The organism is Streptomyces chryseus, from assembly GCF_014650755.1.
GTDB classification, from domain to species: domain Bacteria; phylum Actinomycetota; class Actinomycetes; order Streptomycetales; family Streptomycetaceae; genus Streptomyces; species Streptomyces chryseus.
In genome coordinates, this window is record NZ_BMVO01000003.1 from 366783 (window position 1) to 387269 (window position 20487).

At 71.3% G+C, this 20487-nt stretch carries 21 protein-coding genes and 1 pseudogene; 18 read left to right on the plus strand and 4 right to left on the minus strand.

Going from position 1 to position 20487, the window contains the following annotated elements; all coding sequences use genetic code 11:
* Nucleotides 1-187 precede the first annotated feature (187 nt).
* From IE185_RS08540 to aroA, 10 genes are all read left to right on the plus strand, one after another.
* Nucleotides 188-1144, plus strand: a complete 957-nt coding sequence (locus IE185_RS08540) for a radical SAM protein (RefSeq protein WP_229843395.1) — start codon at nt 188-190, stop codon at nt 1142-1144.
* Nucleotides 1141-1893 carry a dTMP kinase gene (gene tmk, locus IE185_RS08545; RefSeq protein ID WP_229843396.1) on the plus strand — a complete coding sequence of 251 codons (753 nt, stop codon included), beginning with the start codon at nt 1141-1143 and terminating at the stop codon, nt 1891-1893. Before IE185_RS08540 ends, tmk begins: the two co-directional genes overlap by 4 nt.
* On the plus strand, nt 1787-2572 hold the full coding sequence (locus IE185_RS08550; RefSeq protein WP_346265796.1) for an endonuclease/exonuclease/phosphatase family protein: 786 nt from the start codon (nt 1787-1789) through the stop codon (nt 2570-2572). The genes tmk and IE185_RS08550 overlap by 107 nt, the downstream gene beginning before the upstream one ends.
* 20 nt (nt 2573-2592) lie before the next feature.
* Nucleotides 2593-2817: a hypothetical protein gene (locus tag IE185_RS08555; RefSeq protein WP_138894641.1), complete on the plus strand. Its 225-nt coding sequence runs from the start codon at nt 2593-2595 to the stop codon at nt 2815-2817.
* A 44-nt stretch (nt 2818-2861) separates the two neighbouring features.
* The gene (locus tag IE185_RS08560) at nt 2862-3185 is read left to right on the plus strand and encodes a MazG-like family protein (RefSeq protein WP_138894640.1); all 324 of its coding nucleotides are present in this window, start codon (nt 2862-2864) and stop codon (nt 3183-3185) included.
* Nucleotides 3186-3778: 593 nt separating this feature from the next.
* On the plus strand, nt 3779-4093 hold the full coding sequence (locus IE185_RS08565) for a hypothetical protein (RefSeq protein WP_138894639.1): 315 nt from the start codon (nt 3779-3781) through the stop codon (nt 4091-4093).
* Nucleotides 4093-5046, plus strand: a complete 954-nt coding sequence (locus IE185_RS08570) for a WXG100 family type VII secretion target (protein ID WP_138894638.1) — start codon at nt 4093-4095, stop codon at nt 5044-5046. Before IE185_RS08565 ends, IE185_RS08570 begins: the two co-directional genes overlap by 1 nt.
* Nucleotides 5043-5696 carry a hypothetical protein gene (locus tag IE185_RS08575; RefSeq protein WP_138894637.1) on the plus strand — a complete coding sequence of 218 codons (654 nt, stop codon included), beginning with the start codon at nt 5043-5045 and terminating at the stop codon, nt 5694-5696. Before IE185_RS08570 ends, IE185_RS08575 begins: the two co-directional genes overlap by 4 nt.
* A 234-nt stretch (nt 5697-5930) precedes the next feature.
* Nucleotides 5931-7871 (plus strand): acyl-CoA dehydrogenase family protein, encoded by a 1941-nt coding sequence (locus IE185_RS08580; RefSeq protein WP_138894636.1) that lies wholly within the window; start codon nt 5931-5933, stop codon nt 7869-7871.
* A gap of 120 nt (nt 7872-7991) precedes the next feature.
* Nucleotides 7992-9230 carry a 3-phosphoshikimate 1-carboxyvinyltransferase gene (gene aroA / locus IE185_RS08585; protein ID WP_138894635.1) on the plus strand — a complete coding sequence of 413 codons (1239 nt, stop codon included), beginning with the start codon at nt 7992-7994 and terminating at the stop codon, nt 9228-9230.
* Between the two features lie 44 nt (nt 9231-9274).
* Here the strand turns inward: aroA and IE185_RS08590 are convergent.
* Nucleotides 9275-9621 (minus strand): annotated as a pseudogene (locus tag IE185_RS08590) (mycothiol transferase).
* Nucleotides 9622-9738: 117 nt separating this feature from the next.
* Here IE185_RS08590 and IE185_RS08595 point away from each other — a divergent pair.
* The 7 genes from IE185_RS08595 to IE185_RS08625 all read left to right on the plus strand — a co-directional run bounded on the left by IE185_RS08595 (nt 9739) and on the right by IE185_RS08625 (nt 17803).
* Nucleotides 9739-10515 (plus strand): hypothetical protein, encoded by a 777-nt coding sequence (locus IE185_RS08595; RefSeq protein WP_138894634.1) that lies wholly within the window; start codon nt 9739-9741, stop codon nt 10513-10515.
* A gap of 106 nt (nt 10516-10621) precedes the next feature.
* On the plus strand, nt 10622-11875 hold the full coding sequence (gene dxr, locus IE185_RS08600; protein WP_138894633.1) for a 1-deoxy-D-xylulose-5-phosphate reductoisomerase: 1254 nt from the start codon (nt 10622-10624) through the stop codon (nt 11873-11875).
* Nucleotides 11872-13173 carry a M50 family metallopeptidase gene (locus IE185_RS08605; protein WP_138894632.1) on the plus strand — a complete coding sequence of 434 codons (1302 nt, stop codon included), beginning with the start codon at nt 11872-11874 and terminating at the stop codon, nt 13171-13173. Before dxr ends, IE185_RS08605 begins: the two co-directional genes overlap by 4 nt.
* Nucleotides 13174-13280: 107 nt before the next feature.
* Nucleotides 13281-14438 carry a flavodoxin-dependent (E)-4-hydroxy-3-methylbut-2-enyl-diphosphate synthase gene (gene ispG / locus IE185_RS08610; protein ID WP_189714917.1) on the plus strand — a complete coding sequence of 386 codons (1158 nt, stop codon included), beginning with the start codon at nt 13281-13283 and terminating at the stop codon, nt 14436-14438.
* Nucleotides 14439-14582: 144 nt separating this feature from the next.
* Complete coding sequence (locus tag IE185_RS08615) at nt 14583-15428, plus strand: GNAT family N-acetyltransferase (protein ID WP_167519083.1); 846 nt, start codon at nt 14583-14585, stop codon at nt 15426-15428.
* Nucleotides 15429-15454: 26 nt separating this feature from the next.
* The gene (locus tag IE185_RS08620) at nt 15455-16027 is read left to right on the plus strand and encodes a GNAT family N-acetyltransferase (protein ID WP_138898330.1); all 573 of its coding nucleotides are present in this window, start codon (nt 15455-15457) and stop codon (nt 16025-16027) included.
* A gap of 69 nt (nt 16028-16096) precedes the next feature.
* A complete protein-coding gene (locus IE185_RS08625; RefSeq protein ID WP_138898329.1) occupies nt 16097-17803 on the plus strand; it encodes a proline--tRNA ligase in 1707 nt (568 codons plus the stop codon).
* Nucleotides 17804-17895: 92 nt separating this feature from the next.
* Here the strand turns inward: IE185_RS08625 and IE185_RS08630 are convergent, their stop codons facing one another.
* From IE185_RS08630 to IE185_RS08640, 3 genes are all read right to left on the minus strand, one after another.
* Nucleotides 17896-18789: an aminoglycoside phosphotransferase family protein gene (locus IE185_RS08630; RefSeq protein ID WP_138898328.1), complete on the minus strand. Its 894-nt coding sequence runs from the start codon at nt 18787-18789 to the stop codon at nt 17896-17898.
* A gap of 70 nt (nt 18790-18859) precedes the next feature.
* Complete coding sequence (locus IE185_RS08635; RefSeq protein WP_189714919.1) at nt 18860-19321, minus strand: ferritin-like domain-containing protein; 462 nt, start codon at nt 19319-19321, stop codon at nt 18860-18862.
* Entirely contained in the window at nt 19318-19836 is a 519-nt protein-coding gene (locus IE185_RS08640; protein WP_138898979.1) for a hypothetical protein, read from the minus strand. Before IE185_RS08640 ends, IE185_RS08635 begins: the two co-directional genes overlap by 4 nt.
* A gap of 153 nt (nt 19837-19989) precedes the next feature.
* Here IE185_RS08640 and rimP point away from each other — a divergent pair, with 153 nt between their 5' ends.
* Nucleotides 19990-20487 carry a ribosome maturation factor RimP gene (gene rimP, locus IE185_RS08645; RefSeq protein WP_138898978.1) on the plus strand — a complete coding sequence of 166 codons (498 nt, stop codon included), beginning with the start codon at nt 19990-19992 and terminating at the stop codon, nt 20485-20487.

Below are 20487 nucleotides of genomic sequence, written 5' to 3' on the forward strand. Positions count from 1 at the left end.
GGTCCAACCACCCATGAGGGAGACCCCTTTGAGTGCGCGCCCCATCCTGAACGGCGGCCAGGCCGCCTCCTGCTACTTCCGCACAACCGTGGACGCCCCCCACCGAAAAGCCTTGATCCAAATTTGCGAGCCGTGTAATGCCAAGTGTGACCACTGCTTCGTAGTCGCCACGGAGCGCGGCAACTACATGCCGGTGGACGACATCCGGGACAGGCTGGTCCCGCAGCTCACTGAGGCCCGCGTCACGAAGGTCACGATCACCGGCGGGGAGCCGATGATGCACCCGGACCTCCTGGAGGTCGTCGCCCTGTTCCGCGCCGCCGGGATGTCGGTCGGCGTGTGCACCAACGGCACGATGTGCTCTGACGAGATGGTGGCCGCCCTGGCGGAGCTGGACGTCCACATGAACGTGTCGCTGGACGGCTTCGCGCCGGAGTCGCACGACACGTTCCGCAAGCTCGAAGGGTGCTTCGCGGAGACGGTGGACACCATCAAGCGGTTCGCCCGCGCCGGCATCCTCCAGGGCCTCCTGTGCACGCCGAACAGCTTGGCCGAGGACCGGGAGTACCGGGAGCTGGTCGAGTTCGCCCGGCAGCAGGGCGCGACGTATGTCCTCATGAACCCGCTCGGCTCGATGGGCCGGGGCGCGTCGAAGAAGGCGCAGGGCAAGCTCCGCACGCCGGACGACCGGATGCGGGACATCGCCGCCATGACGGCGGAGGTAGCCGGCCCGCTCGAAATGGTGAACATCCGGTTCCCGAACGAGGAGGGCAAGCCGCTGGCGGGCTGCGAGGCCGGGAACATCATCTACGTCTTCACGGACGGCGGTGTGGCGATCTGCCCGTACTTGGTTTTTGCGGCCCGGACGAACATCTCCCGGCACCCTGACACGGACTTCCTCGTGGGCAACGTGTGGGAGCACGACGACATCGCGGCCCGCCTGGATGCGTACGGCAAGTTCTCCGACCGGTGGGACCTCGGCGGGAACTCGACGTGCGGATCCTGCTCCATGTCCGCCTCGTGCGGGAAGGGCTGCCCGGCCGCCGTGGTGGCCGCCGGCCAGCGGATCGGAGCCGTGGACACCGAGCAGTGCCCCGTGGTCCCGCGCCAGACCCGCGTCCTGCCTGTGGTGGGTGTCTCGTGACCGCCGGCCGCGGCCTGCTGGTCGCCATCGAGGGGCCGGGCGGTGTGGGAAAGTCGACGGCCACCGCCCTCGTGACGCGGCTGCTGAAGAGCGAGGGCCTGCCCGCGCTGGCCACCAGGGAGCCGACCGACACCGACCTGGGCAACCTGGCACGGCACGGCACGGACGAGTACCAGGGCGAGGCCATGGCTTGCCTCATCGCGGCCGACCGCTTCATGCACGGGGAGGAGATCCGGCCCGCGCTGGAGCGGGGGGAGATCGTGGTCTGTGACCGGTACATCGCCAGTAGCCTCGCGCTCCAGTGCATGGACGGCGTCGACCAGGAGTTCGTGTGGCTGCTCAACGAGCGGGTCATCCAGCCGGACCTGACCGTGATGGTGAGCGGGCAGCCGGACGTGATCGAGGCGCGTCTCGCCGCGCGGGGGGCGCACTCCCGGTACGAACGCGCCGACGGCTCAAGCCACGTGGAATGCGCGTACTTCGCGGAGGCCGCTAAGTTCCTGCGGAAGAAGGGGCACCGCGTCTTGGGCGTGGACGCCTCACACGTGCCGGCCGAAGAGGTCGCCCGCTCGATCGTCGCCGCGATCGTCCGACTCCGGAAGGACCACCAGAACCATGACGCTGGACGTGCTGACGTTCAACTTGAACAATCCGTCCCGGGAGCGCGCGGAGAGGCAGCTCCGGTATCTGGCGCAGCGGCCGGAGTCGGTGCTGGTGCTGACGGAGACGGCGCGCAGCGCGGGGTGTGAGTTCTTGGCGGAGCAGTTCGAGGGGGCCGGGCACTCCGTGACCTTCCCCCGGCCCGCGTACGGGAGCCGGGAGCGGGGCGTGATGATCGTGTCCCGCCTCACCACGCACCCGCTACCGCTGTCCGTCGCCTACCTGCCGCACCGGGTGGCAGCGGTGACCGTCGAGACCAGCACAGGGCCGCTCAACGTGGTGGGGGTGTACGTGCCCTCGCGGGACACCAGCGAGGCCAAGGTGACCCGTAAGCGGTCGTTCCTGGAGGGCCTGGCCGCTGCCCTGCCCCCCGGGGCGACGGGGCGCTGGCTGGTGCTCGGGGACTTCAACATCCTGGAGCCGGATCACGTGCCCCGGTACCGCACGTTCCAGACGTGGGAGTACGAGTTCTACACCGGGCTCGCCGCGGCCGGGTACCGGGATGCCTTCCGCCTCCTGGCCCCGGAGGCCCTGGAGTACTCCTGGGTGGGGCGCACCGGGGACGGCTACCGCTACGACCACGCCCACGTCTCCGGCCCGCTCGCCGGCGACGTGGCGAGCTGCCGGTACGTGCACGAGCCGCGCACCGGCGAGGACCGGCTGACGGACCACTCCGCCCTGACGGTGGCCCTGGCCGTCAACGCCGTGGAGCCCCTGGACGTGAAGGACCCGGCCTGGGTGCACGACCTGGTGCCTGCTCTGTTCTGACCCCCAGTGAGGAGCTAGTGATGAACGCCTTCAAGGCGGACGGGGCCGAACCGCGTCCCGCGCAGTACGTGGCCCTCAGCATCAGCGCGTTCGGGGTCCGCGCCCAGGCCGACGGCCACACCGGGTGGGTCGCGTGGCGGCGCATCCGTCGCTCGCATCCGTCGCTCGCCTGGGCGGCAGCGGCGCACGTCGCGGTCCTGGGCGCCCTCGTCGGCGCCCTGTGCCTGGCCGTGTGGCTGCGGTAGCCCTGCCCCGCTGAAAACCCCTGTAGACGACGAGGAGACGAGCCATGGAAGCAACGTGGGACGGCGTGCAGAAGCTGCGCGGCTGGCTGGACGACGAGAACCAGGCCGCGGCCGGCGACGTGAAGCTGCTGCGCGTGCTCAAGATCGGGGAGGAGTTCGGGGAGGCCGCCGAGGCCATCACCGGGGCGCTCGGCGCCAATCCGCGGAAGGGCAACAGCCACACCTGGCAGGACGTTGAAAAAGAGTTGGCTGATGTGATCGTGACGAGCATGGTCGCCCTCGCCACGATCACCCCTGACGCGGAGAAGGTGCTGGAACACCGCGTGGCGCATCTGGTCCAGAGGGTGCTGGGCGACGCGGCCTCGTAGGTTCAGACGAAGCTGCGGGGCTCGTTCGTTCGTGCCCACAAAGATCACGAGCAAAACAAGTGATCAATTCAAAGGAATGTGGACCTTGTGCTACGCGCATCGTTTCAGACAAGATCCGAAGCGTTGTTGCAGAACTCGCCGCAGCCCGCAGGGGGTGCGGTGGGGCGTCCCCGTTCCATGCTCCGCAAGCTGACGGGGTGCGAGGTAGGCCCGGCGGTTCACCGCCGGGCCTACCACTGTGTCGGGCCTCCGCAGCTATTCCCGGCCGTGTTCCCGCCCGTGTTCCCACGGGAACACGGGCGTCCGAGTAAGCCGGAAGATGCGGCCGGGTGACGGAAGATTCGGCCGGATGCACGAATCATCCGTGCAGGTCAGAGCAACGTCGCAGGTCAGAGGCGGTCTGAGGAACGCACTGTGCGGGGGCTCCGGCCGTTCCCTTTCCGTCCCACGACCACCTGCTGGAACGGCTCGTGTGCCGGCCGTCATTCAGTCGGGCGGTTGGATCATCGCCAGGCCCCTGTGATCGAATGTCCCTCATTGCCCGGCTGGTGGCGGCCGCCACCAGCCGGGCACCGCAATGACAAGGGGACAGCATGAGCGGGGGATTCAATGTCGACGGCAGCGCACTGCGCACCTACGCGAAAAACGGCGTGGAAGCCGCGGCAGGCCGGGTCGACGCCATCCGGGCCCGTACACATCAACTGGCACTGACACAGCAGACCTTCGGGAAACTGCCTCAATCGGACGAGCTGAAGGCCGATTACGACACTCAGCGCAAGGAGTCCCGCGACGACCTCGAGGACGCCGTCGACACCCTGTACGCCATAGTCGACGCGCTCAGAGAGAGCGCGGACGCGTACCACACCACTGAGAAGAAGATCAGCGGTGACCTGGGCGGGGGTGCTTGATGGGCGCCGGGCAGGCGGCGGGTGATGCCCTGAGCCGCATCAATTTCGCGCTCGACTGGAGCAACCCGCTCGCCGGTGTTCTGGACGAGATCATCCGCGGCATCATGAAGCAGTTCAACCTGGACGAGCTGCTCGAGCAGGTCAGCGGGGACAACGAGCTCCTCGCCGAGACCGCCGTCCAGTGGCGCAAGGCCGCCAACGATCTGCGCGGCGTGGTCGAGGACCTCGTTGCCGAACGCCGCACGCTGGCCACCCAGTGGGAGGGCGAGGCGTTCGAGAGCTTCCACAAGATGATGTCCGAGTTCGAGGAAGCCCTCACGGGCGAGGCCGCGGACATGGACACCATGGCCGAGCTCCTCGAAATGGCGGCCCAGGAGTGTGCGGCCGCCGAGCAGTTGATGCTCGACCTCATCGTGGAGATCGTGGAGGTCGCGATCGCGGCAGCCGCGACCACGGCGATCCTCTCCCTGCTCACGGCGGGCGCCGCCGCCGCCATCGGCCCGCTCGTAGCGGCCGCGGGCATCGCCCACCGGGCAGCGAAGGCCGTGAGGATCACCGCGAAACTGGCGGACGCCCTGGCGGACATCGCCAAGCGCATGCAACTGCTGCGCAAAGCGGCGAAGTTGAGGAGTGCGCTGCGTAAGGGCCCCAAGCACTTCAAGGGCGGCCTGATGCGTTTCGTCCGCGGCAATGACCAGGGTGTGCGCGACCCCTACGATCTGGCCATGTACGCGGGCTACAGGGTTGTCAAGAAGGGAGTGAAGGGCGTCGTCAAGGACGTGATCGGCGCCGACCCGGCCGGCGCGGTCCAGGGAAGGCTTCTGGAGGACGGGCCGGGGGTGGCGGAGGAGCGCTACGAGTACCATCAGCGGCCCGCTCCACAGCGCTTTGACGAGCGTACGGACGTGACTCCTTCGGGTGCGGCCAGGACAGTGAGGGACGATTTCGGGTGAGCACTGCGAACCGGAACCCGGAGGCCGCCGAGCGGGCGAGGGCGTTGGTACCGGCGGGCGAGGTGCTGCGGGGTGAGCACGGGATCTCGCTGGCCGGCCGCGCGCCGCGGCCCGGTCATTTCCGCCGCCCGCGTGCTCTGCGGTCCGAGCGCCGCACGCTCGGGAGCTGGTTGCTGCTCCCGGTGAACGCGGCCGCGAGACTCATCGCCATCACCTGGAACCCGTTCGAGGCGTTCTTCGAAGCGGTCTTCTGGCGTGAGGCGAAGAAGCCCGGCAAGCCGTTCCACGGCGGCTGGAACAGCATGGCCGGCCACCTGGCCCGCGCCGTACTGCCTCGGACCAAGAACAGCACGGCCGTGCTGATGCAGGTCACCGACCGACGCCTCCAGCTCGCCTACGTGTCCCGCGCGCGCTCCTTCACGGGCGGGCCCGGTCCGGCCGAGGTGGGGTGGTCCACGGATCTTCGCAACGTGACCTGGATCCGCGACCGGAGCGACGTGGCGGGTGGCAACCACGAGATCGGCTTCGTCGACGGTTCATGGTGCTCGGTCCACTTCGGTGGCCACGGCTGGAGCCGCATGGCGTCGGCCTTCCCGCTCCGGCTGAGTCACCTCGAACCGGTTCCGGGCCCGGGCCGGGCCGTCAGGTGAGAGGCCGCCGTAGGTGAGCCGCCCAGGAAGGCCCGGCAGGACGACTGCCGGGCCTTCCGTCCTCGCGCCGCGGCCCCGTGTCAGCCGGACGCGCACGACGCGGCGACACCCGGTCCCGAACGCGATCGGTGCGCCAGGGGTGGTGGGGATGCCGGGAATCGGGTAGATACGGTCGAGTAAACCAGCCGGTAATGCGACCGGCCGGGCCACGACTCGCGGCGAGGTGAGCTCCTCATGTCCGCACAACCGACCCAGCAGCCCAAGGTCTCCGAGCGCGAAGCACGGCAGGTCGCCGAGGCGGCGCGCGAGCAGGACTGGCGCAAGCCCAGTTTCGCCAAGGAACTCTTCCTCGGCCGCCTGCGCATGGACCTCATCCACCCGCACCCCCTGCCTCCGCCCCAGGACGCGGCGCGCGGCGAGGCGTTCCTCGCCAAGCTCCGGGACTTCTGCGAGACGAGGATCGACGGCGCGCGGATCGAGCGCGAGGCGAAGATCCCCGACGAGGTGATCAACGGGCTCAAGGAGCTCGGCGCGCTCGGCATGAAGATCGACATCAAGTACGGCGGCCTCGGCCTTACCCAGGTGTACTACAACAAGGCCCTGGCGCTCGTCGGCTCGGCGAGCCCCGCCATCGGCGCGCTCCTGTCGGCGCATCAGTCGATCGGCGTACCGCAGCCGCTCAAGATCTTCGGCACCCAGGAACAGCGGGACGCCTTCCTGCCGCGCCTGGCCCGCACGGACATCTCCGCCTTCCTCCTCACCGAGCCGGACGTGGGCTCCGACCCGGCCCGGCTCGCGACCACGGCGGTGCCGGACGGCGACGCGTACGTCCTGGACGGCGTGAAGCTCTGGACGACGAACGGGGTGGTCGCCGACCTGCTGGTCGTCATGGCGCGCGTGCCGAAGTCCGAAGGGCACCGGGGCGGCATCACCGCCTTCGTGGTCGAGGCGGACGCGCCGGGCATCACCGTCGAGAACCGCAACGCGTTCATGGGCCTGCGCGGCCTGGAGAACGGGGTCACCCGGTTCCACCAGGTACGCGTCCCCGCCGCGAACCGCATCGGCCCCGAGGGCGCCGGCCTCAAGATCGCCCTCACCACCCTCAACACCGGCCGCCTCTCCCTGCCCGCGATGTGCGTGGGCGCGGGCAAGTGGTGCCTGAAGATCGCCCGCGAGTGGTCGTCGGTGCGCGAGCAGTGGGGCAAGCCGGTCGCCCACCACGAGGCGGTGGGCGCGAAGATCTCCTTCATCGCCGCGACCACCTTCGCCCTCGAAGCGGTACTGGACCTCTCCTCGCAGATGGCCGACGAGGACCGCAACGACATCCGCATCGAGGCCGCCCTCGCCAAGCTCTACGGCAGCGAGATGGCCTGCCTGATGGCCGACGAACTCGTCCAGATCCGCGGCGGCCGCGGCTTCGAGACGGCGGACTCACTGGCCGCGCGGGGCGAACGGGCCGTTCCCGCCGAGCAGATCCTGCGCGACCTGCGCATCAACCGGATCTTCGAGGGCTCGACCGAGATCATGCACCTGCTCATCGCGCGCGAGGCGGTCGACGCCCACCTGAAGGTCGCGGGCGACATCATCGACCCCGACAAGCCGCTCTCGGCGAAGGCGAAGGCGGGCGCCAACGCGGCGGGCTTCTACGCCAAGTGGCTCCCCAAGCTCGTCACCGGACCGGGGCAGCTGCCGCGCTCGTACGCCGAGTTCCACCCGGCCGGACACCCCGACCTCTCGGTGCACCTGCGCTACGCGGAACGCACGGCGCGCAAGCTCGCCCGCTCCACCTTCTACGCGATGTCGCGCTGGCAGGGCCGCATGGAGACGAAACAGGGCTTCCTCGGCCGGATCGTCGACATCGGCGCGGAGCTCTTCGCGGTGAGCGCGGCGTGCGTACGCGCCGAACTCCTGCGCACGACCACGGATCACGGACGCGAGGCGTACCAACTGGCCGACGCCTTCTGCCGCCAGTCCCGCATCCGGACGGAGGAACTCTTCAACCGCCTGTGGACCAACACCGACGACCTCGACCGCAAGGTCGTCAAGGGCGTCCTGTCCGGTACGTACACCTGGCTGGAGGAGGGCATCGTCGACCCGAGCGGCGAGGGCCCCTGGATCGCGGAGGCCGCCCCCGGCCCCTCCGAACGGCAGAACGTCCACCGCCCGATCCGCTGACGCACGGAGCGCGCCCGGCGCCCGGTGCCGGGCGCGCTCCACACCGCGTGTCCCCCCTAAGTGTCCAAAGGGCGGAACGGACCGGGGTGCGCGGGTGCGCGCGCGGCAGGATGGGGTTTCGTGACCGTCGTAGACATTCCCGGCTCCAAGTCCGTGACCGCCCGCGCCCTCTTCCTCGCCGCCGCGGCCGCCGGAACCACCACCCTGCTGCGCCCCCTGCGCTCGGACGACACCGAGGGCTTCGCCGAGGGGCTCGGCCGCCTCGGGTACCGCCTGGAGCGCGAGGCCGGGGCCTGGCGCGTCGAGGGGCGCCCGCAGGGCCCGGCCGCAAGCGAGGCCGACGTCCACTGCCGCGACGGCGCCACCACCGCCCGCTTCCTGCCCACGCTCGCCGCGGCCGGCGCGTCCGGTACGTACCGCTTCGACGCCTCACCGCAGATGCGCCGCCGCCCGCTCGCCCCGCTCACCGACGCCCTGCGCTCACTCGGCGTCGACCTGAGCCACGAGGAGGCCGAGGGCCACCACCCGCTGCGCATCGCCGCGGCCGGCGTCAAGGGCGGCGACGTCACCCTCGACGCGGGCGAGTCGTCGCAGTACCTGACCGCGCTCCTGATGCTCGGCCCGCTCACCGCCGAGGGCCTGCGCATCACCGTCACCGACCTCGTCTCGGCGCCGTACGTCGAGATCACCCTCGCGATGATGCGCGCCTTCGGGGCCGAAGTGACGCGCGAGGGAAGCACGTTCACCGTCCCGCCCGGCGGTTACCGGGCGACGACGTACGCCGTCGAGCCCGACGCCTCCACCGCGAGCTACTTCTTCGCGGCGGCGGCGATCTCGCCCGGCCGCGAGGTCACGGTCGCCGGGCTCGGCGCCGGCGCGCTCCAGGGCGACCTGCGGTTCGTCGACGTACTGGAGCGGATGGGCGCGCGGGTGCGGGTCACCGCCGACAGCACGACCGTCCGGGGCACCGGCACCCTGCGCGGCCTCACGGTCAACATGCGCGACATCTCCGACACCATGCCGACGCTGGCGGCCGTCGCGCCGTACGCCGCCGGACCGGTCCGCATCGAGGACGTCGCCAACACGCGCGTCAAGGAGTGCGACCGGCTGGAGGGGTGCGCGCAGAACCTGCGCCGGATGGGCATCACGGTCGCCACCGGCCCGGACTGGATCGAGATCCGGCCGGGCACGCCCCGCCCCGCCGAGATCGCCACCCACGGCGACCACCGCATGGCGATGTCCTTCGCCGTCACCTCACTGCGCACCGCCCCCGGCGTCACCTTCGACGACCCCGGCTGTGTACGGAAGACCTTCCCGGCCTTCCACGAGGCGTTCGCGGCACTTCAGCGCGCCTGGTGAACCACGGTGGTCCGCGGCCCGCTTCGGGGGCCGCGGACCAGGCGTCACACGCCCGTGCTCCCGTCGATCGCCTCGCGGAGGAGGTCGGCGTGGCCGTTGTGGCGGGCGTACTCGTGGATCATGTGCAGCATCACCACCCGCAGCGACACGTCCTGGCCCGTCCTCGCCCACACGCCCGTCACGTCCAGCGACTCGGCCTCGCGCTCGACGCGCCGCGCGTGCTCGACCTCCGCAGCGACAGCGTCGACGGCGGCACCGCCTGCTTGCGCAGGTCCTCGTCGCTCAGCCCCTCGCACTTCATGGCGAGCGTCGCGCGGTGGAAGTCCAGCAGGGAGCGCAGCGTCTCGCGTTCACCGGCGACGACGAACGGGTCGGGGCGCTCCGTGCTCAAGGCATGCTCCTTCTCGTACGGGCCGACGGCCGGCGGGGGCGGTGCCTGTGGCGCGAGCCGCACCCATGCACCACAATCGTGCACTCACCCACGCGTCAACAGAACCAGGGGTCACGCATGTTCGGGGCGGCACGGCACAGCAGGCGCGGGCGCGGCACGGCCCTCGTGATGGGCGGCGTCCTGTTCGCCGGCGCGGCCGCGTGCGGCGGCGGTGACGGCGGGGACGGCGGCGGGGACGACAAGAAGCCCCACGGCGGGCCGAAGGCGCCCGCGAGCGCCGCCGGGCCCAGGGCTCTCACCGAGGCGCAGCTCACCGCCGCCGCCTTCACCGACGGCGAGACGGTCGGCAAGTACACCGCCTCCGAGTTCACCCTCGGCGCGCCGCACAGCGACGACTACACCGCCGACCCCGCCGTCTGCCAGCCCCTCGTCAGCCTCGCCGCCGACGTCACCGACCACGACATGAGGAGCGAGGTCAACCGCCGGGTCGACGTCGCGGGCGAGATGCTCGGCCTCAGCGTCGTCGTCCAGCTCCGCTCGTACGGCGGCGGCGACGCGGCCCGCGTCATGAAGGCCCTCGACAAGGCCGGCAGGAAGTGCGCCGACGGCTTCACCGAGGTGCGGTCCGTCGCCAAGGGCAAGTACCTGAAGGTCGAGCCCGTCCGGGCACCCGAGTTCGGGGCGGGCGCGGACGAGGTCAGGGCGTACCACTTCACGATTCTCGACGTGAAGGGCAAGCTCAGGCTGCACGACTACCTCACGGTCGTACGGTCCGGCTCGACCACGCTCTCCTTCCGCGCGGACCTCCTCGGCACCAAGGACATCGGCGGCGTGCCCGAGTCGGTCACCGACGCCCAGTGGGAGAAGTTCCGCTCGGTCGTCGCACCCGGGTGATCCGCGAGCCGGGACGTTTCCGCGACCGCCCCGACCGGCACGACGGCACCGCGGCGAGAGGGACTCGCTGTCCACCCAGTGAGCAGTTGCGGCAACAATGGGGGGCATGAGCGACAGCCCAGCCCCCCTCGCCGACCCGCACATCGCCTTCGACCCCTCCGAAGGCCGCCGGGACATCGTCGTCCTCGGCTCCACCGGGTCCATCGGAACCCAGGCCATCGACCTGGTACTCCGCCACCCCGACCGCTTCCGCGTCACCGCGCTCTCCGCGGCCGGCGGGCGGGTCGCCCTGCTCGCCGAGCAGGCGCGCAAGCTGCGGGTCCGTACCGTCGCGGTCGCCCGCGAGGACGCCGTGCCCGCCCTGCGCGAGGCGCTGGCGGCCCAGTACGGCACCGGGGAGCCCCTCCCCGAGATCCTGGCCGGGCCCGACGCCGCCACGCAGGTCGCCGCTTCCCCGTGCCACACCGTGCTCAACGGCATCACGGGCTCCATCGGGCTCGCCCCGACCCTCGCCGCCCTCGAAGCGGGCCGCACGCTCGCGCTCGCGAACAAGGAGTCGCTGATCGTCGGCGGCCCGCTCGTGAAGGCCCTCGCCAAGCCGGGACAGATCATCCCGGTCGACTCCGAGCACGCCGCGCTCTTCCAGGCCCTCGCCGGTGGCACCCGCTCCGACGTGCGCAAGCTCGTCGTCACCGCCTCCGGCGGCCCTTTCCGGGGCCGTACGAAGGCCGAGCTGGCCGGTGTCACCCGACAGGACGCACTCGCGCACCCCACCTGGGCGATGGGCCCGGTGATCACCGTGAACTCGGCCACCCTGGTCAACAAGGGTCTGGAAGTCATCGAGGCGCACCTCCTCTACGACATCCCCTTCGACCGTATCGAGGTCGTCGTCCACCCCCAGTCGTACGTTCACTCGATGGTGGAGTTCACCGACGGCTCGACGCTCGCCCAGGCGACGCCGCCCGACATGCGCGGCCCGATCGCCATCGGCATCGGCTGGCCGGAGCGCGTCCCGGACGCCGCCCCGGCCTTCGACTGGTCGAAGGCGTCGACGTGGGAGTTCTTCCCGCTCGACAACGACGCGTTCCCCTCCGTGGGACTCGCCCGTCACGTCGGTACGCTCGCGGGCACGGCCCCGGCGGTGTTCAATGCCGCGAACGAGGAGTGCGTCGACGCGTTTCTCGCGGGACGGCTGCCGTTCACCGGAATCGTGGATACGGTCGCGGAAGTAGTGGCCGAGCACGGCACCCCTCGTTCGGGAACCTCGCTCACGGTCGCGGACGTCCTGGAAGCCGAGACCTGGGCACGAGCCCGGGCCCGTGAAATCGCAGCACAGGCAACAGCGGAGGCTCGCGCATGACGACGATCCTGTTGACGGTCCTCGGGATAGTCATCTTCTTCGCCGGGCTGCTGATCTCCATCGCCTGGCACGAACTCGGTCACCTCTCGACCGCCAAGCTGTTCGGCGTCCGCGTGCCGCAGTACATGGTCGGCTTCGGCCCGACCCTCTGGTCGCGGCACAAGGGCGAGACGGAGTACGGCGTCAAGGCGATCCCGCTCGGCGGCTACATCCGCATGATCGGGATGTTCCCGCCCGGACCGGACGGGAAGATCGAGGCCAGGTCCACGTCCCCGTGGCGCGGCATGATCGAGGACGCCCGTTCGGCGGCGTACGAGGAGCTCCGGCCGGGCGACGAGACCCGCCTGTTCTACACGCGCAAGCCGTGGAAGCGCGTGATCGTGATGTTCGCCGGCCCCTTCATGAACCTGATCCTGGCCGTGGCGATCTTCCTCGGCGTCTTCATGACGATCGGCCTGAACCAGCAGACGACCACCGTCGACACCGTCGTCCCCTGTGTCGTCGCGCAGAGCGAGAACCGCGACTGCCGCAAGGGCGACCCGGCGTCGCCCGCCAAGGCGGCGGGGCTGGAGAAGGGCGACAAAATCGTCGCCTTCAACGGCCGGCCGGTCGAGGACTGGACCGCCCTCTCGGACCGCATCCGCGACACCGTCGGCCCGGCCACGATCACCGTCGAGCGCGACGGCGCCGAGAAGGTCCTCAAGGCGAACCTGATCGCCAACAAGGTGGCCAAGAAGGACGCCCAGGGCCAGCCCATCGCCGACCAGTACGTCACGGCGGGCTATCTGGGCTTCGGCCCCGGCTCGGCCGTCACCCCGCTGTCCTTCACCGACTCGCTGGACCGCATGGGCGTCATGATCGAGTCCGGTGTGGACTCGCTCATCGACCTGCCGTCCAAGGTCCCGGACCTGTGGAACGCGACGTTCAACGGCGAGGAGCGCAAGGCGGACTCCCCGATGGGCGTGGTCGGCGCGGCGCGCGTGGGCGGCGAGATCCTCGGGCTCGGACTGCCGATGGAGAACACCGTCGGGATGATGCTGTTCCTGATCGCCGGCTTCAACCTCTCCCTCTTCCTCTTCAACATGCTGCCGCTCCTGCCGCTCGACGGCGGGCACATCGCGGGTGCCTTGTGGGAGTCGCTGCGGCGCAATGTGGCGAAGGTCTTCAGGCGGCCCGACCCGGGCCCCTTCGACGTGGCCAAGCTGATGCCTGTGGCGTACGTGGTCGCCGGGATCTTCATCTGCTTCACCGCGCTCGTACTGGTGGCCGATGTGGTCAATCCGGTACGAATCTCCTGACCGGACGTAGTGACGTGGTGTGCTCCGGGCTTTCGCGGTGACGTAACCTCGGAGTCCGGAGCCCGCCGATCTCGGGACCTTGATCCACACTTGGGGTTGCACAGCAGATGACTGCAATTTCTCTCGGAATGCCGTCCGTTCCGACGAAGCTCGCCGACCGGAGGGTCAGCCGCAAGATCCAGGTCGGATCGGTGGCGGTCGGCGGGGACGCGCCTGTCTCGGTGCAGTCGATGACGACCACGAGGACGTCCGACGTCGGCGCGACGCTCCAGCAGATCGCGGAGCTGACGGCCTCGGGCTGTCAGATCGTCCGGGTGGCCTGTCCGACCCAGGACGACGCGGACGCGCTGGCGACGATCGCGCGCAAGTCGCAGATCCCGGTGATCGCGGACATCCACTTCCAGCCGAAGTACGTCTTCGCGGCGATCGACGCCGGCTGCGCGGCGGTGCGGGTCAACCCGGGCAACATCAAGCAGTTCGACGACAAGGTGAAGGAGATCGCCAAGGCGGCCTCCGACGCGGGCACCCCGATCCGGATCGGCGTCAACGCCGGATCGCTCGACGCGCGCCTGCTGAAGAAGTACGGGAAGGCGACGCCGGAGGCGCTCGTCGAGTCCGCGCTGTGGGAGGCGTCGCTCTTCGAGGAGCACGGGTTCGGCGACATCAAGATCTCGGTCAAGCACAACGACCCGGTCGTGATGGTCAACGCCTACCGGCAGCTCGCGGCCCAGTCCGACTACCCGCTGCACCTCGGCGTGACGGAGGCGGGTCCGGCGTTCCAGGGCACGATCAAGTCCGCGGTGGCGTTCGGCGCGCTGCTGAGCGAGGGCATCGGCGACACCATCCGGGTCTCGCTGTCCGCGCCGCCCGTCGAGGAGGTCAAGGTCGGCCTGCAGATCCTGGAGGCGCTCAACCTCAAGCAGCGCCGCCTGGAGATCGTCTCCTGCCCGTCCTGCGGCCGCGCCCAGGTCGACGTCTACAAGCTCGCCGACCAGGTCGCCGCCGGGCTCGACGGCCTGGAGGTGCCGCTGCGCGTCGCCGTCATGGGCTGCGTCGTCAACGGCCCCGGCGAGGCCCGTGAGGCGGACCTCGGTGTCGCGTCCGGCAACGGCAAGGGGCAGATCTTCGTCAAGGGCGAGGTCATCAAGACCGTCCCCGAATCGAAGATCGTCGAGACGCTCATCGAAGAGGCCATGAAGATCGCCGAGCAGATGGAGCAGGACGGCGTCATGTCCGGAGAGCCCGAGGTCTCCGTCAGCGGCTGACCGCCCCCGACGACCCGCACCAAACGAAGCGCCACAGAAACGGAGCCCTGCCCCCCGGCAGGGCTCCGTTTCCGTAGGGCGGCGGCTGCCGGGAGCGCCCGGTAGAGTGCGGAGATCAGAAGACCGTACGGTGAGGCCCCTCACGTGTTGACTCAGACCACTACCCGGGTCCTCGACCCCGGCGAACTCGGCGCGGCGCTCGCGATCCTCGAGAGCGAGCCCGTCGCCAACGCCTTCGTGACCTCGCGCGTCCAGGCGGCGGGACTCGACCCGTGGCGCCTCGGCGGCGAGATGTGGGGCTGGTACGCGGACGGCCGCCTGCGTTCCCTGTGCTACTCCGGTGCCAACCTCGTTCCGATCTGCGCCACCCCCGAAGCCGTACGCGCCTTCGCCGACCGTGCCCGCAGGGCCGGCCGCCGCTGCTCCTCGATCGTCGGCCCCGCCGAGACCACGCGGCAGCTGTGGCGGCTGCTCGAACCCAGCTGGGGCCCGGCCCGCGACGTACGCCCGCACCAGCCGCTCATGGTCACCGAGCAGCCCTCGCCCGACGTCCGGCCCGACCCGCGCGTGCTGCGCATCAGCAAGGCCGAGATGGAGGTGATCATGCCGGCGTGTGTGTCGATGTTCACCGAGGAGGTCGGCGTGTCACCGCTCGCCGGCGACGGCGGCCTGCTCTACCAGGCGCGCGTCGCCGAACTCGTGGCGGCCGGGCGGTCGTTCGCCCGTATCGACGACGGCAAGGTCGTCTTCAAGGCCGAGATCGGCGCCGCCACCTCGCAGGCGTGCCAGATCCAGGGCGTCTGGGTGGCCCCCGAGTTCCGGGGCCAGGGCCTGTCCGAGACCGGCATGGCGGCCGTCCTGCGCTACGCGCTGGCCGACATCGCGCCCGTCGTCAGCCTGTACGTGAACGACTTCAACACGGCGGCCCGCGCGGCCTACCGGCGGGTCGGCTTCCGCGAGGTCGGCGCGTTCATGAGCGTGTTGTTCTGACCTCGCCGCGAAGTAGGGTGCGCTTCATGGCACCTCTTCCCGGGGGAGAACCCCGGCCCCCCGCCGTTGTGATCGCACCGGTCGATCTCGCCGCGCGCGTGGACGAGGCGCTCGCCGTGCAGGCCCTCGCCTTCGGCCTCACCGACGACGAGATCGGGGTACGCCGGCACATCGTGCTGCGGCACCTGCTGAACCCCGGCGCGCGGGCCCTCGGCGCCACGACGCCCGACGGCCGGCTCGTCGGCTTCGTCTACGGGATGCCCAACAGCCGTACGCACTGGTGGTCCACGGTCGTCGAGCCGTACCTGCGCCGGGCCGGCAACGACGGGTGGCTCGACAACTCCTTCGTGATCACCGAACTGCACGTCGCCCCCGCCCACCAGGCACGCGGCATCGGCCGCGAGCTCATCACCACCCTGACCGACGCCGCGCAGGAGCCCCGCTCGATCCTCTCCGCGATCGACACCGAGAGCCCGGCCCGCGGCCTCTACCGGGAGCTGGGGTACCTCGACCTCGCCTGCCAGGTGCACTTCCCGAGCGCTCCCAGACCGTACGCCGTCATGGGCGCGCCCCTCCCGCTGCGCCGTCACGCCCCGTAACGGATTTCCCGTGTCTGTGCCGCCCGGCTAACCTCCTAGCCATCACACTTTTCTTCGCAGGAGTTCACCATGGCCCAGGTCCAGCGCATGTCCCGTCTGATGGTCAAGACACTGCGTGACGACCCGGCGGACGCCGAGACGCTCAGCCACAAGCTGCTGGTGCGCGCCGGGTACGTCCGCCGGAACGCGGCGGGGATCTGGACCTGGCTCCCGCTGGGCAAGAAGGTCCTCGAGAACATCACCCGCGTCGTGCGCGAGGAGATGGACGAGATCGGCGCCCAGGAGGTGCTGCTCCCCGCGCTCCTGCCCAAGGACGCGTACGAGGCGAGCGGCCGCTGGGAGGAGTACGGCGACCTGCTGTTCCGCCTCAAGGACCGCAAGGGCGCCGACTACCTGCTCGGACCGACGCACGAAGAGATCTTCACGCAGACGGTCAAGGACCAGTGCACGTCCTACAAGGACCTGCCGGTGATGCTCTACCAGATCCAGACGAAGTACCGCGACGAGGCGCGTCCGCGCTCCGGCGTGCTGCGTGGCCGTGAGTTCCAGATGAAGGACTCGTACTCCTTCGACACGACCGACGAGGGCCTGGCAGAGTCCTACGCGCTGCACCGCGCCGCGTACCAGAAGATCTTCGCGCGCCTGGGCCTCGACTTCCGCATCGTCTCCGCCGTGTCCGGCGCGATGGGCGGCTCGGCGTCCGAGGAGTTCCTGGCCCCGGCCGCGGCCGGCGAGGACACCTTCGTGGACTGCCCGGCGTGCGACTACGCCGCCAACACGGAGGCCGTCACCTTCAGCGCCGAGGCCGTCGCCGCCGCGTACGACGGCTCGGAGCACGGCCCGGTCGTCGAGCTGGACACCCCCGACACCCCGACGATCGAGACCCTCGCGCAGCACCTGGGCGTACCGGCTTCGGCGACGCTCAAGAACCTGCTGGTGAAGGTCGACGGCGAGATCGTCGCCGTCGGCGTCCCCGGCGACCGCGAGGTCGACCTGGGCAAGCTCGGCGAGCACCTGGCGCCCGCCGTGGTCGAGCTGGTCACGGCCGAGGACTTCGTGGGCCGCCCCGACCTGGTACGCGGTTACGTCGGCCCGCAGGGTCTGGAGAAGGTCCGCTACGTCGCCGACCCGCGCGTCGCCGCCGGCACGGCCTGGATCACCGGCGCCAACAAGCCCGGCAAGCACGCCAAGAACGTCGTGGCGGGCCGCGACTTCGAGGTCGACGACTACCTGGACGTCGTGGTCGTCGAAGAGGGCGACCCCTGCCCCAAGTGCGGCACCGGCCTCAAGCTGGACCGCGCGATCGAGATCGGCCACATCTTCCAGCTCGGCCGCAAGTACGCCGACACCTTCCAGCTCGACGTGCTCGGCCAGCAGGGCAAGCCGGTCCGCGTGACCATGGGCTCGTACGGCATCGGCGTCTCGCGCGCCGTGGCCGCGCTCGCCGAGCAGTCCGCCGACGACAAGGGCCTGTGCTGGCCCGCCGAGATCGCCCCGGCCGACGTGCACGTCGTCGCGGCGGGCAAGGCGCTCCAGACCGAGCTGGCCGTCGAGGTCGCGGACAAGCTGGGCGCGGCCGGTCTGCGGGTGCTGGTGGACGAGCGTCCGGGCGTCTCGCCGGGCGTGAAGTTCACGGACGCCGAGCTCATCGGCGTACCGAAGATCCTGGTGGCGGGCCGCCGCAGCGCCGAGGGCGTCGTGGAGCTCAAGGACCGCCGCACCGGCGAGCGCGAGGAGCTGACGGTCGACGAGGCGATCGCCCGCCTGACGGCCTGACGGCCGCCGGCACACACCACGAGGGCCCCGCGCGATCCGCGCGGGGCCCTCGTGGCGTATGCGGTGCCGGCGTCGGGCACCCGGTGGCCCGGCTACAGCCAGCCGGCGAACTCCAGGAGGAGCTCCGCGTCCTGGTGGCGGCCGGCCGCTCGCGCCCGTACGCCCGACTCCACCGCGCGGAACAGCGTCCAGCCGTGCAGCCTGGCCCGGTCGACGTCCAGGGAGTCGGCGAGCTTGTTCACCCGGCGGCGGGCGGCGGACGCGCCCGCCGCCGTCGCGACGAGATCCTCGACGCGGTCGCGCACCAGCCGGGCCAGGTCGTACGCCCGCTCGCCGACCAGCGGCTCGGGGCCGACGGCCAGCCACGGCGCCCGGTCGCCGGCGAGTACCTTGCCCTGCCGGAAGTTGCCGTGCAGCAGCAGGAGTTCGTCCGCGGACGCGGTGAGCTCGTCGCGGGCCGCGAGGGCCGCCTCGACCAGCGGGGCCTGCGCCGGGTCGGCCGCGCGCATCGCCACCGCCTGGCGGGCCGTGCGCTCGGCGACCGTCTCGAAGGGGTGCTCCGGGGGCGGCTCGATCCACAGCCGCCGTACGATCCCGGCCGCCTCCAGAAGCGCCTTGGCCTCCGGCAGGGAACGCAGGGAGACCTCCGAGTGCAGGCGTTCCAGGAGGAGTTCACCGCTCGCCGCGTCCCCGTCGAGCAGCTGGACCGCCCCCCAGCCGGCCCAGTGCGCGAGCGCCGCGCGCTCCGCGGCGGGCCCGGCCGCCTCCGGGGCGATCTTGAGCGCGGCGGGCGCGCCGTCCTGCTGCCGCACGAGGACGACCAGGCTGCTCCTGCCACCGGGGTTCTGCACCCGCTCGACGGCCAGCTTCCCCCGGCTCACGGCCTCTTCGGTCAGCCCCGGCAACTGCCCGAGCCAGTCGGCGGCCACCTCCGGGTACGCCTCGCCGAGCGCTCGTACGAGACGCTGCGGCGGTTCGAAAAGCATGCGTGCGGTGTCCCCTCAAAGGCCGGTTCTCTGGCCGGTCGTGTGCCCGGTCGCAGGGCCGGGCCGAAACTCACTGCTTGCGGCTCACGGCCGGCGTGGTCAGCTCGGCGAGCCCAGGAAAGGCTACGCCGCGCCCCCGCCAGCGCACCGCCCGCACCGCTGCCTCCCGCAGCGCCCCCGCCGCCTCGCGCCGCAAGGGGCCGCCGGCGGCGCGTACGACGTCGGAGTAGACCCCGGCCACCCGGTCCTCCAGCTCGGCGGCGAGCCGTACGGCGGCCGCCGCGTCCGGCACCGGGAACGGCAGAGCGTACGCGGCGGCCGCGGCCACCGGGGTGGCGCCCAGGTCGCGCACGGTCCGCTCCAGGGCGTCACGCCGCGCACGGTGGGCGTCGTACGCCTCCCGCGCCTCGTCCCGGCGCTCGTCGGCGACCCGGCCGCCGACGACCCCGTACCCGTACACGGCGGCGTGCTCGGCGGCCAGCGCGGCCTGCACGGCCTCCACCGGCCGCGCGGTCCTCGGCGTGGCGCTCACCCGTCGCTCCCTTCGGTCAGCAGATACACATGGGCGGCGCCGGCCGCGGCGACCGACGCCAGCAGCCGCGCCAGCTCCGGCGGCGCGTCGAGCAGCGCCGCGGTGTGCGCGTCGGCGCCGCGCCGCTCCTCGGCGGCCAGCGCCTTGAGCGCGTCCCGGCGCTCCGCGGCGACGGCCGGGGCGGCCGGGGGCGCGGCGGCGCGGAGGGCGGCGCCTTCGCCCCGCAACGCGTCCGCCTGCCGGGCCACCGCGTCGCGCAGCGGCTCCAGCCGGCCGGCGGCGGAGGGATGGGCGGCGATCACGGCGTCGTAGTGCGCCAGGAGGGCGACCCTGGCCCGCGCGGAGCGCTTCCGCAGCCCCGCCTCGGCCCGCACGGCGGCGGCCGCCGCGTCGGCGGCGGTGCCCTCCCGGCCGCGCGGAGCCGCGTCCCGCGCGCAGCCGCCGGCCAGCAGCGCGGCGGCCGCGGCCCCGGTCGCCGCGAGCGCACCCCTGCGTGTGGTTTCCGTGCGCCGCACTGTGTCTCCCTCGGGCCGCTGCGGTGATCACCGCAGGCGAGCGTACCCGCGGCTCCCCGGCAGGCGGACGGCAACACCCCTCGGGACCGGATACCCTTTGATCTGACACGCGACGATCCACACAACAGCACACGCGGCCGAGGAGTCACCCGGATGAGCACCACCCAGAGCGACAGGCTGCGCGCACTCCTGGAACCACTGGTCAGCGCGGAGGGTCTCGATCTGGAGGACATCGAGGTGTCCCGGGCCGGCAGGCGCCGCCAGCTGAGGATCGTCGTCGACTCCGACGAAGGCGTGGAACTCGACGCCTGCGCCGAGCTGAGCCGCTCCATCTCCGAGAAGCTCGACGAGACGGACGCGATGGGCGAGGGCGAGTACGTCCTCGAAGTCAGCTCCCCGGGCGCCGACCGCCCGCTGTCGGAGCACCGCCACTACGTCCGGGCCACCGGCCGCCTCGCCAAGCTGACGCTGAACGACGGCGACGAGCTGGTCGCGCGCATTCTCACCGTGGACGACGAGGGCCTGGACCTCGAGGTGCCGGGCGTGAAGGGCCGCAAGCCCACCGCCCGCCGCGTCGCCTTCGCGGACATCGCCAAGGCGCGGGTGGAGATCGAGTTCAACCGCAAGGACAAGAAGGAAGAGGAGGCGTAG

What these genes read in the sequence shown, in the direction of transcription:
- dxr (WP_138894633.1), top strand. Translation starts at nt 10,622, where the DNA reads ATGAGCGACAGCCCAGCCCCCCTCGCCGACCCGCACATCGCCTTCGAC.
- IE185_RS08580 (WP_138894636.1), top strand. Translation starts at nt 5,931, where the DNA reads ATGTCCGCACAACCGACCCAGCAGCCCAAGGTCTCCGAGCGCGAAGCA.
- IE185_RS08595 (WP_138894634.1), top strand. Translation starts at nt 9,739, where the DNA reads ATGTTCGGGGCGGCACGGCACAGCAGGCGCGGGCGCGGCACGGCCCTC.
- IE185_RS08570 (WP_138894638.1), top strand. Translation starts at nt 4,093, where the DNA reads ATGGGCGCCGGGCAGGCGGCGGGTGATGCCCTGAGCCGCATCAATTTC.
- IE185_RS08620 (WP_138898330.1), top strand. Translation starts at nt 15,455, where the DNA reads ATGGCACCTCTTCCCGGGGGAGAACCCCGGCCCCCCGCCGTTGTGATC.
- ispG (WP_189714917.1), top strand. Translation starts at nt 13,281, where the DNA reads ATGACTGCAATTTCTCTCGGAATGCCGTCCGTTCCGACGAAGCTCGCC.
- IE185_RS08565 (WP_138894639.1), top strand. Translation starts at nt 3,779, where the DNA reads ATGAGCGGGGGATTCAATGTCGACGGCAGCGCACTGCGCACCTACGCG.
- IE185_RS08555 (WP_138894641.1), top strand. Translation starts at nt 2,593, where the DNA reads ATGAACGCCTTCAAGGCGGACGGGGCCGAACCGCGTCCCGCGCAGTAC.
- IE185_RS08560 (WP_138894640.1), top strand. Translation starts at nt 2,862, where the DNA reads ATGGAAGCAACGTGGGACGGCGTGCAGAAGCTGCGCGGCTGGCTGGAC.
- rimP (WP_138898978.1), top strand. Translation starts at nt 19,990, where the DNA reads ATGAGCACCACCCAGAGCGACAGGCTGCGCGCACTCCTGGAACCACTG.
- IE185_RS08625 (WP_138898329.1), top strand. Translation starts at nt 16,097, where the DNA reads ATGGCCCAGGTCCAGCGCATGTCCCGTCTGATGGTCAAGACACTGCGT.
- IE185_RS08605 (WP_138894632.1), top strand. Translation starts at nt 11,872, where the DNA reads ATGACGACGATCCTGTTGACGGTCCTCGGGATAGTCATCTTCTTCGCC.
- IE185_RS08540 (WP_229843395.1), top strand. Translation starts at nt 188, where the DNA reads ATGCCGGTGGACGACATCCGGGACAGGCTGGTCCCGCAGCTCACTGAG.
- IE185_RS08630 (WP_138898328.1), bottom strand. Translation starts at nt 18,789, where the DNA reads ATGCTTTTCGAACCGCCGCAGCGTCTCGTACGAGCGCTCGGCGAGGCG.